Here is a 10,858-nt window from a genome sequence, read left to right as displayed (position 1 = left end):
CCAATGCAGTCGGCGGCAAAAGTGCCGACAGGCTGAAGCCGTCTCCGATCCCGCCCGGAGGCACCGAGAAGTCTCCGCCGGCGCTGCTTGGCGAGCCATTTCCGCCGGCCGAGATCGAGCCGTCGGCGCCGAAGGCGACATCGACGTGGCTGGCTTCGAGCGCGGCGATCAGGGCAATGCGCGGCACCTCGACATCGCCGATGATGAAGGTCGGCACGTTGAGCGCGCCGTCCTTGATGACGATCTCGGCGCCGTCCGGCTGCACCAGCACCAGATTGTGCCCGTCGACCTTGATGTCGTCGATCGAGACATTGGCCGGAAGCTTCACGACATTGCCGGCCTCGGCGTGATATTCATGCGCAACGTTCGAGGCTGCCGTGTTCGGTGCCGGCGCGTTTCCGGCAGGGGCGTTGGCGGCAGGAGCGTTGGCGTCCGCCGCCGGCTTGGCTGTGCTTTGTGCGTTCTGGGCGTTGCCGTCGCCCTTTGCCGGCGCGCCGCTTCCCACATCGACCGGCACAGGTTCGCCTGCCACGGGTGCCGTCTGGCCGCCGGAGGCCTGGGCGACTTGGACGCCCGAAATCGGCTGTTCGCCGACAGTTGCGTGCTCGTCCGAGAAATTTGAAACGGCGTCGAATTCGATACTGGTCGTCATAGTTCAAGCCCCCTTCGGCATTTCCCGGCAAGAGACATGCGGGGCTCGAACTTTGCAACGTACCTTCAATCTTTTTGATATACTCGAATATGCATGGATTTGCATTTTTTACACTTGGTAAATCGCAACGATATATTCAGTTATATATCTTCAGGGGCGCCGCCGAACCGACTGGGGAGCGCGGCGGCAGTTCGGCAAATTCAAGTATAAATTTGAATAAAATTTGAGACAAAGCAGAATAGATTGATTCGCGGAAACTTACCCACCTTCCTTTCCGATAATTTGAGACAAGATCGGTAGCGTCCACAGTCAAAGGTGGGCGTCATGAAAATACAAAAAGCTGCCTCGTCGGCGTCGAGGGTCAAGGTTCTGCTGCTGGCAATCGGCCTGGCCGGTCTGCCGAATGCGTCGTCCGCCAGCGCAGTCTCCGTCGCAAGTCCCGCCTCTCAAACGCTGCCTGCGCCGGCCGATCTCGGCGGCGTTTCGCTGGCCAGATTGCAGCCATGGCAGCCTGTTGCTGCCTACCGGGTCGGCGGTGCCGCCAGTGCCTATGCGCCTCTCGAAGTCCGCCCGGCGGCAAGTTCTGCGAGTGGAGAGGCTACCCCCGGAGTCGATCCGATCCGGATCGACCCGATCCAGGTTGACCCGATTCAGACTGGGGCGATCATTCCGGGCGTGTTCGGGTCGGTCGCCTTGTCCATGCGCAACTTCCCGGTCGCCGCGCGCTGGGCGCCTGTCTACAAGGCGATTATCGACTGCACGGCCGGAAGTGCCTGCGATCGTGAGAACGCTGCGTTTGGCGAGATCGTCGGCATTGCAGCCAACAAGGCTTTTCGCGACAAGCTGGACTTCGTCAACAGCAGCATCAACCGGCTGATCGCCTATCGCAAGGACAGCGTCGTCTACGGCAAGCTCGACTACTGGGCGAAGCCGTCGGAGATCCTCGAGCATCGCGCCGGCGATTGCGAGGATTTCGCGATCCTGAAGATGGCGGCGCTGTTGCGCGCCGGCATCCCGGCGCAGAGCATGTCGCTGGTCGTGTTGCAGGATCGCCGCCGGAAATTCTTCCACGCGGTGCTGTCGGTGAGCACCGGAAGGGGCACCTTCATCCTGGACAGCCTCAGCAACGTTGTGGCGATGGACCGCGATCTTCCCGATTATGTCCCGCTCTATTCCTTCAGCACCGACCGCGCCTGGATCCACGGCACGAAAGCCGGCGCACAGATCGCCGACATCGCCGGCGGTTTCGCGACAGTGGCGCCCGGCGAAGGCGCTTCGCCCGATGTGACGGTCACGTCGGCAGGCTCCGGTTTCGCAACGAAATAGGCGGCTCGCCTCTTTCAACCGTTTGAGACGAACGCCATCAGCAGCTCCGGCTCTGTGACCGGCGCGCGCACCGCGCTGAGCTGGCCCCTGTAGCGGCGCTCGCCGGCGCCGATGACGAAGCCGGTGGTGACGGGTGTCTCGCCATTGGCGTCGAGCCGGGCAAAAACGTCGACGACGTTGAGGTCCAGCGCCAGCTTGAGGTCCTGCCTGCCGTCGTCGCCCGGCGCGTTCGGCAGCTGGCGCCTGACCAATTGCTGGAACGGGGCATTGAAGGTCAGGATCTTTTTCGACGAAGACAGCGCGAAGGCGGGCGAGGGGCAGGCGACCAGGATCGCGTTGATGGTCCGGATCGAAGCGAGCTTGCGCAGTTCCATGCTTTCCTCGGCGAGGCCGCGCATGCATGCGACCCGGATCGCCGATGTGAGATTGCCCTGGTCGGGATGATTTTCGGCGATCTCCGCGACCAGCATGCCGATCGTGCATTTGCGGCTTTCGGCCATCTGCTTCAGCGACACCCAGAAGGCGCGCTCCAAACGGATGCCGCGGCGCACGCCGCCACGCGCCACGACGCGGAACTCCGGGCCGAAATCCTCGGCTGCGAGCGGCGGCAGCAGCCGGTCGCGCGGAGTGTCGGGGCGTGCGGCGCTATCGTTCACTCATCGCCTCCTGGCGCGCCTTGTTGATGGGCTTCAATAGATAGTTGAGGATCGTCTTGCGCCCGGTCTTGATATCGACCGAGCAGATCATGCCGGGGATAATCGAATAAGTCTTGCCGTTCCTTTGCAACGTGGATTTCTCGGTCGCGACGCGCACTTGATAGTAGGGCTCGCCCGTCTTCTGGTCGACCAGGCTGTCGGCGGTGATGTTGGAGACCTTGCCTTCGATGCCGCCGAAGATCGAGAAGTCGTAGGCCGTGACCTTGATCAGCGCGTCCTGGTCCGGCTGGATGAAGGCGACGTCGCGCGGCGAGACCCGCGCCTCGACCAGCAGCGTCTCCGAGGTCGGCACGATGCCGGCCACGACCGCGCCCGGCTGGACGAAAGCGCCGAGCGTGTTGACATCGAGCGTGTTGACGATGCCGTCGACAGGCGAGCGAATATCGGTCCGCGCCACCTTGTCGGTGGCGCCGCGAATGGTTTCGTCCACCACAGAGAGGTCCGCCAGCGCCTGCGTCAAGTCGCTCAATGCTTCCTGCTGCAATTGCAGGCCGAGCTCGTCGACTTGAAGCTGCGCCTCGGTGATGGCCGCCTTGCTCTTCTTGATGGTCTCTCCGGCAAGGTTGAGCTGCCCGCGCAGATCGGTCTGCTCCCGCTCGACGCGAATCTGTTCGGTCCTGGCCATCAGGCCTTTCTTGACCATCGATTCGACGAGCGCCGTTTCCTGGTCGCTGACGGCGAGGCTCTTGGACAGGCGGTCGGAATTGGCGGTTGCCTCGTCCAGTTCCTTCTCGCGCTGATCGAGACGCGACTTCAGCACCGACAGCTTGACTTGGAAGTTGTCCCGGCGCGCAACGAGCAGCTTCTGCTCGTTGTCGCAGATCTCCGGGGCAGTCTTCTGGATGTCGGACGGACAGGGGAACGCGCCCTCGAGATTGCCGCTCTGCTCGAATTTGAGCCTGGCAATGCGCGCCTGCAACGCCCGCGCCTTGGCCTGCTCCTCACCCAGGCTCGAGGTGTTGCCTGTGTTGTCGAGGCGGATGATCAGATCGTTCTTCCTGACGGTCTGGCCGATCTTGACAGCGATTTCCTGGACGACGCCGGCTTCGCTCGCCTGGATGATCTGCGTCTTGGAAGCGGGAATGACCTTGCCGTCGCCGCGCGCGATCTCATCGACCTCGGCAAAGGATGCCCAGGCGGTGAAGGCCACGAACAGTGCCCCTATGATGTATACGGACGCCGATGCGAAAAGCGGCGGCCGGTCGTCTTTTGCTAACATTCCCCAACGTCCCGGTCAGGCATTCGCCTTTTGCAATGCCTGGATGACTTGTTCCTTTGCTCCGTCCGCGACCACGCGCCCCTGCTCGATGACGATGAGGCGGTCGACCAGCTCCAGCATGCTGTAGCGATGGGTCGATACGATCAGCGTCGTGTTGCGGTCGAACGCCACCTTGAGCTGCCTGATCAACTGCCGTTCCGAGGCCAGGTCCATCGAACCCGACGGCTCGTCCAGGAACACGATTTTCGGCTTGGTCAGCAGCAGCCGCGCGATCGCCACGGCCTGCCTCTGGCCTCCCGACAGATTGGTGCCACGCTCGCCGACATTCATGTCGTAGCCGCGCGGATGGCGAGAGACGAAGTCGTCGACGCCCGCGGCCTTCGCCGCATCGATGATCTCCTCGTCGGTCGCGTCCGGCGCGGCCATCAGAAGGTTTTCCTTGATCGTGCCGGAAAACAGGTCGCCGGCCTGCGCGACGATACCGACCGCGGCACGAACTTCGGACGGGTGGTATTGGCGGATGTCGATGCCGTCGAGCAGCAGTTCTCCGGACGTCGGCAGGAACAGCCGGCCGATTAGGCGCCCCATCGTGGTCTTGCCGGACCCGATGCGGCCGATGATGCCGATGCGCTCGCCGGGGCGGATTGCAATGTTGAGCCCGTTCAGAACCTCGTTTTCGGTGCCTGGATAGGCGAACCCGACATTCTTGAACAGCATCGCGCCGCTGCGGATCGGCCGGTTGACGAAGCCAACCGTGTCGGGCCGGTCCTCCGGCTGCGACATGATCGTATTGACGATCCTGAGCGACAGCACGGCTTGCCGGAAGCGGGAGAGTGTGATGGCGATCTGGCCGAGCGGCGCGACCGCGCGGCCCGCCAGCATGACCGTGCCGATAATCGCGCCGGTCGAGACCTGGCCTTCCGAAAAGGCATAGGCGCCGGCAACCACCAGGGCGACGGTGACGAATTGCTGGATGGCGCCGGTGATGTTGCCGGCAGCGGCGGAAAGCTCCTTGATCTTCTCCGAGGTGTTGGCGGCGTTCTTCGAGTGCTCGCCCCATTTGCGCAGCAGATAGGCCTCGGCGCGCAGCGACTTGATCGTCTCCAGCGTGGAAATGGACTCGACCAGGAGCGCCTGGCGCTGGGCAGATTCGTTCATTGAGGCGGCGACCCGCCTGCCGATGCGCCTCTGTGTCACCAGACCGACAATGACGGCGATGACGAAGGCGAGCGCCGGTATGATCACCAGCCAGCCGCCAATGGCGTAGATGACCAGCAGGAAGACGAAGACGAAAACCGTGTCGATGAAGACGCTTATGGTATTCGAGGTGAAGAACTCGCGCACGAACTCATATTGTGTGACGCGGTTCGCGTATTCGCCGGTCGATCCCGGCCGCGCCGAAAGCGACGAGTTGAGCACTTTCTCGAACAGCAGATAGGAAATCCTGAGATCCGCCTTGCGCCCGGCATAGTCGATAAGCGAGGCACGGGCCGTCTTCAGCAACAGGTCGAACAGGATGGCCGCGCCGATCCCGAGCGCCAGCACCCAGAGCGTCGAGATCGCCTTGTTCGGCAGGATGCGGTCGTAGACGTTCATGGTGAAGATCGGCGAGGCGATCGCCAAGAGGTTGATGAAGACCGCCGACAGCACGACCTTCGAGTAGGTGCGCCAGAACGCCCCCATCGTTCCGGTCAGCCAATGGCGTCTTTCGATCTTCGGCGCCGTGCCGACCGTCATCTCCTCGGCGGTGTTGGCATAGGTGATCGAGAATGAGGCGCCACCGCTGATGTAGCTCTCGGCAAGCTCCGATTTGCCGATCGTGGTGCGGCCGTTTTCCTGCGGCGCCGTGAGGAACTGCCCGGTTTCCGTTTCGGCGAGCAACGCAACCGGCAGTTGGCTGGCGCGGAAGACGATGGCCGGAAGATCGACTCGGCCGCGCACGAAATCGCGATGGTTGAACGCCTGGACCTCGAGACCGATCCGTTCGGCCAGATGCCTGATGTCGTCCGGCTCGATGCGCGTGTCCGAAATCGGCACCCCGGCAAACAGCACGGTCTCGGCGCTCGGCCGGCCGAGATAGGCTGCAATCGCCGAGAAGCAGGCTTTGAAAGCCTCCTTGGGCGAGATGATATTAGGTTGCTGGTTCACGATCCGCCCGAAGGACCAGAGATCGATGCTTACATCGGCTACTTCTTCCTGACCGGCGCGAGGATGTCGAACGGCAGATCGTTCTTCTGCTCCGATGGTGTGCGCGCATAGGTTTCGGTATCGGCTGTCGCCGGCGTGCCGAATTCGCTGCGCGCGTAGGCGGCTGCGTGCTTGGCCGGCTGGATGTTCAGCGTCTTCAGCAACTCCCCGGTCGCGGCCAGCAGCCGGTATTGGGCAAACAGCGACGCGTAGGACGAGGTGTCGGCCAGCGTCGCGGTGTTGAAGCGCGTGTTCTGCGCATCGAGCACGTCGAGCAGCGAGCGCTGTCCGAACTTGAACTGCTCGCGGTAGGAGGCAACCAGCCTTTCGTTGGTTGCTGCCTGCAGGCGCAGCGTCTGCGCAAGTTCCGCCTGGCGGAAGCGGCGGTCCCAAGATGTGCGGACGGCTTCCTCGATCTCGCGCAGCACCTGATGCAGCGCAAGGCGCTGCTCGCTGGTGCGGCGGATCTGCTCCTGCTCGTTGGCTTTGTCGATGCCGCCGCGATAGAGATTCCAGCGCAGCACCACCCGAGCCTGCAGGTCGCTGGTGTCGCCGTCGTCGCCGTCGATGTCATAGCCGCCCCGCGCGACACCCTCGGCGGTGATGGTGGGGCCGTATTTCGCCCGCGCGGCGTCGACCAGCGACGCGGCCGCATCGATGTCGCTGTTGGCCATGTGGACGCGCGGATTGTTCTGTCTGGCAAGCCCGATCGCGTCATCGAGCGAGCGCGGCAGCGCGCCGGCCACATCGGCCGGCCGCGACGGGTTGGTCAGCGGCTTGCCGACATTCTTGAAGAAGCGGATCTTGGCCGCTTCCAGTTCCTCGGTCGCCTCCTGCATCCGCGCCTTGGCGGCGTAAAGCCGCTCCTCGGCCTGCTGCCGGTCGGCATCGTTGAGCGCGCCGCCCGCGATGCCTTGCTTGATGTCGCCGAGTATGGACTGATGGAAGCCGAGGTTCTTCTTCGCTTCGGCGACGATCGACGCCTGCAGCATGTATTCGAGATAGTCCTGGACGACGGCAAGCCCGATGAATTCGGACCGTTCCAGCACCCTGAAGGAAGCTCCGTCGACGCGCGAGGCCTGGCGGTTCAATTCGGCCCGTCTTGCGCCACTGTCATAGAGCGTCTGTGAGACGGTGAGGTCCGCTTCGTTTGGATAAAGCGCGTCATGATCCTCGTCGAGCGCTCGCCGGGAGTCGTTATCCAGACGGCGGACGCCGGTCGACGCTTCGAGATCGACGCTGGGAAGATAGAGCCCTTTCGCCTGGCGCAGCTCGAATTCGATGGCTTCGCGGTTTTCGATCGCCTGCCCAATCTCCGGATTGGATTCGACCGCGACTGCTACAGCTTCCTTGAGCGTGAGTGCGCTGGCGCTTCCGCAAGCCAGCATCGACACCGTCATGGCAAGCGCAAGGCGCCAGCCGACGGTCACTTTACCCGTCCTGGTCATTTCTACCCCGTGACTATCCCCGCGCCTTTTTGTTTTTGTCAGCGCTTATTTCGCCCAAGCCTGCCACCGGAGCTTGCAACCAGTATCTAGCAGATTTTTCGCGGATGGGAGGACTTATTGATTTAGAGCGCTCCAAAAGCGTGGATTCCAGCCATTAGTCCCGACCGATGTAGCAAAAATGGCACAGAAGACGATCGCCGCCGGGGGCGCCATTCAGTTGAAAGCGACCGCGAACACCATTTTCTCTAAATAAACAGTAAGTCCGCACAAAGGAATCGACCGAGGCGTCGCTCACCGTGCCAACTTTGGCGGTCAGATCGGCACTTGGCACGAACCGCGGCATCCGCCCTTCCTCCGGACATGGCCAAGGCTTTCAAACACCTGAAGGTTGCGGATCGTTGCGGGAAATCTGCGCCGGTCCTGCAAGACGTGCGCACGAAATTGCCATGGGTGGCTGGTTTTGTTGGCAAACGGGGATCGTTCCCTGTATTGCGGGCTGAAGCAAAGCATGGACGTTCTTGTATGACAAATGTCGCCCTGACCGGGCTTGCCCGCGATCTCGCCCGGCGCGCCACCGACGGCCGCCCCGTGCGCATCGGCGTCATCGGTTCCGGCGAGATGGGCACCGATCTGGTGACCCAGGGCATGCTGATGCCGGGCATTTCGATTGCGGCCATTTCCACGCGCCGCCCGCACACGGCTCGCGACGCGATCCGCATCGCCTATGGCGACGATGCAATGGCTGCAGAAGCCGAGACCGCCTCCAAGGTAAGCCAGGCGATAGAAAGCGGCAGGATCGCCATCACCTCGAATGAGATGCTGGTCACCAGCCCGCTGATCGACGTCGTCATCGATGCCACCGGCAAACCCGGCGTCGCCGCCGATTTCGACCTGATGGCGATGCAGCATGGCAAGCATCTGGTGATGATGAATGTCGAGGCCGACGTGACCATCGGCTGCTACCTCAAGCAGCAGGCGGATCGGCTCGGCGTCGTCTATTCGGTCGGCGCCGGCGACGAGCCGTCGAGCTGCATGGAGCTGATCGAGTTCGCCTCGTCGCTCGGTTATACCATCGTCTCGGCTGGCAAGGGCAAGAACAACCCGCTCAATCACGACGCCGTTCCCGACGATTATCGGGATGAAGCGCTGCGCCGGAACATGAACCCGCGCATGCTGGTCGAGTTCGTCGACGGCTCCAAGACCATGGTCGAGATGTGCGCCATCGCCAACGCCACTGGCCTGGTGCCCGATGTTCCGGGCATGCACGGCCCGAAAGCCGACCGTGATCAGCTGGCCAAGGTGCTCATCCCGCGCGAGGACGGCGGCATCCTGTCGAAGAAGGGTATCGTCGACTACACGATCGGCAAGGGCGTGGCGCCTGGCGTCTTCGTCATCGTCGAGGCGACGCATCCGCGCGTCGTCGAGCGCATGGACGATCTCCATGTCGGCCACGGCCCTTATTACAGCTTCTTCAGGCCGTACCACCTGACCTCGCTGGAGGTGCCGCTGACCGCAGCCCGCATCATGCTCTACGGCAAACCCGACATGGTGCCGCTGCCTAAACCGGTGGCCGAGGTCTGCGCGGTCGCCAAGCGCGACCTCGCCGCAGGCGAGATCTTCGACGCCATCGGCGAGACCTGCTACCGCTCCTGGACCATGACGGTCGCCGAGGCGCGCGCCAGCCGTGCCGTGCCGGTCGGACTGCTCGAAGGCGGCAAGGTCCTGAAGCCGGTCAGGAAGGGCGAACTCCTGACCGCCGACAACGCCGCGCCCGACAAGACGACCAAGCTATTTGCCCTGCGCCAACTGCAGGACGAGATGCTGTATGGCGTGAGGTCTACTTCCCCAGCTCTATCGATCTGAGCCGCGCCGCTTCCACCGCGTCGGTCAAAAGCTTCGTCAGCCGGTCTTCGCCCATCAGCACTGCAAGCGCTGCGGCGGTCGTGCCGTTCGGGCTGGTGACCTGCTGGCGCAGCACGCCCGGCTCTTCATCGCTTTCGGCGGCAAGCGAGGCTGCACCATAGACGGTCTGCAGGGCGAGCACTTTGGCTGTCTCGGCCGGCAAGCCGGCCTTCTCGGCGGCGACCGTCAGCGCCTCGATGAAATGGAAAATATAGGCCGGGCCGGAACCGGAGACCGCGGTCACGGCGTCCATCAGGCTCTCGTCGTCGATCGTCGTCACGACACCGCTCGCCGACAGCAGCTCGGCGGCGAACCGCCTGACGTTGTCGGGAACGAGCGGGTTGGAAAACACCACCATCATGCCCTTGCCGATCGCCGCCGGCGTGTTCGGCATGCAGCGCACGATCGGCGCGAGCCCGCCCAGGATCTCCGCGAAGGTCGCGACCGGCGTGCCCGCGGCGATGCTGACGAAGGTGGTCCTGCCGTCGCCGAAGCGCTTGTAGCTTGCGGTCACATCGCGGATGACCTGCGGTTTCACGGCGATGACGACGAGATCGGGCATGGCATCGGCGGGAATTGCGGATGCGTCGGCCGCGGCGCCGCAACCAAGATGTTCGGCTCGCCTGCGCAACTCGGCATTGGGCTCGACCACGAACACCGCCGACGGCTCGAGCTTGCCGGATTTCAGCCAGCCAGAGAGCATCGCGTAACCCATATTGCCGCAACCGGCGAGAACGAGCCTGATGGTCATCGAAACCTCCGCAAAGAGGGCTCTCCTTAGCCGCTCGCGCGGTTGCGGAAAAGTCCAGTCTCAAGGAGATCGATCGGCCAGATCAGTCGGGGCGGCGAGCCGAGAGAGGTCGCAGCGACACTTGTCGTAGGCCAAGCACGCTGCGGCCCTGCCGGCGATTCCGCGAGGCGGTGCGCGATCTGACCGAAAGCCGCTCGCGCCGCCGCTATTTCTAAAATACCCCGTCTTCGCTAAAAGCGGCCTTCGATAAGAGCAGCCGGTTTCGGGTTTACGGCATCGGACGACGTTTTGACGGGATTGCCCTGTCGAATTTTCGTGAAAATGCCGCGCGGCATTTGACCGCTTGCGCGCCGCGTTCGCGTGCCGACTGCTGGATTGAGGATCAGGGCTGCGTGCCAAGCGTGGCCGCGCAACAGTGTTGAAGGTGAATGATGGCCGAAGTGATCGACGGGAAGAGTGTCGCCGCAGACGTGGTATCGAAGGTCAAGGCGCTGACCGCCGAGCTTTCGGCCAAGGGCGCGACCAGGCCCGGTCTGGCGGTGGTGATCGTGGGCGAGGATCCGGCAAGCCAGGTCTACGTCGCCTCGAAGTCGCGCACGGCCAAGGAGTGCGGCTTCCATTCGCTCCAGCACACGCTGCCGGCTGAGACGACCGAAG

8 protein-coding genes and 1 pseudogene are annotated in these 10,858 nt (G+C 63.3%); 3 read left to right on the top strand and 6 right to left on the bottom strand.

Features of this window, described 5'->3' with window-relative positions; translation table 11 throughout:
* Positions 1-652: pseudogene (locus EOA79_RS24650) on the bottom strand (hypothetical protein); the annotation flags it as partial.
* 324 nt (positions 653-976) lie between these two features.
* On the opposite strand from EOA79_RS24650, the gene EOA79_RS24645 reads away from it, so the two are divergent.
* Positions 977-1,978, top strand: coding sequence for a transglutaminase-like cysteine peptidase (locus EOA79_RS24645; protein ID WP_127334884.1), 1,002 nt, complete (start codon positions 977-979; stop codon positions 1,976-1,978).
* A gap of 14 nt (positions 1,979-1,992) precedes the next feature.
* On the opposite strand, the gene EOA79_RS24640 is transcribed toward EOA79_RS24645, so the two are convergent.
* From EOA79_RS24640 to EOA79_RS24625, 4 genes are read right to left on the bottom strand one after another with little or no spacing between them, the layout of a single operon-like run.
* Positions 1,993-2,634, bottom strand: a complete 642-nt coding sequence (locus EOA79_RS24640; RefSeq protein WP_067327220.1) for a ribbon-helix-helix domain-containing protein — start codon at positions 2,632-2,634, stop codon at positions 1,993-1,995.
* Positions 2,624-3,913, bottom strand: a complete 1,290-nt coding sequence (locus tag EOA79_RS24635) for an HlyD family type I secretion periplasmic adaptor subunit (RefSeq protein WP_066989331.1) — start codon at positions 3,911-3,913, stop codon at positions 2,624-2,626. Before EOA79_RS24635 ends, EOA79_RS24640 begins: the two co-directional genes overlap by 11 nt.
* Before the next feature lie 15 nt (positions 3,914-3,928).
* On the bottom strand, positions 3,929-6,061 hold the full coding sequence (locus EOA79_RS24630; RefSeq protein ID WP_082953988.1) for a type I secretion system permease/ATPase: 2,133 nt from the start codon (positions 6,059-6,061) through the stop codon (positions 3,929-3,931).
* Positions 6,062-6,099: 38 nt separating this feature from the next.
* Positions 6,100-7,488: a TolC family protein gene (locus EOA79_RS24625; protein WP_245489925.1), complete on the bottom strand. Its 1,389-nt coding sequence runs from the start codon at positions 7,486-7,488 to the stop codon at positions 6,100-6,102.
* 582 nt (positions 7,489-8,070) lie between these two features.
* Between EOA79_RS24625 and EOA79_RS24620 the strand changes: the two genes are divergently transcribed.
* Positions 8,071-9,411, top strand: a complete 1,341-nt coding sequence (locus EOA79_RS24620) for an NAD(P)H-dependent oxidoreductase (protein WP_127334885.1) — start codon at positions 8,071-8,073, stop codon at positions 9,409-9,411.
* On the opposite strand, the gene proC is transcribed toward EOA79_RS24620, so the two are convergent.
* Complete coding sequence (gene proC, locus EOA79_RS24615) at positions 9,386-10,201, bottom strand: pyrroline-5-carboxylate reductase (protein ID WP_127248303.1); 816 nt, start codon at positions 10,199-10,201, stop codon at positions 9,386-9,388. The genes EOA79_RS24620 and proC overlap by 26 nt on opposite strands.
* A gap of 431 nt (positions 10,202-10,632) precedes the next feature.
* Between proC and EOA79_RS24610 the strand changes: the two genes are divergently transcribed.
* On the top strand, positions 10,633-10,858 hold a 226-nt coding region (locus tag EOA79_RS24610), incomplete at its 3' end, for a tetrahydrofolate dehydrogenase/cyclohydrolase catalytic domain-containing protein (RefSeq protein ID WP_281060298.1).

The sequence above is a fragment of the Mesorhizobium sp. M1A.F.Ca.IN.020.03.2.1 genome (assembly GCF_004023205.1).
Lineage (GTDB): Bacteria > Pseudomonadota > Alphaproteobacteria > Rhizobiales > Rhizobiaceae > Mesorhizobium.
The sequence above is the reverse complement of the archived record's forward strand: the minus strand, read 5'-3'. Positions and strand labels throughout refer to the sequence as shown.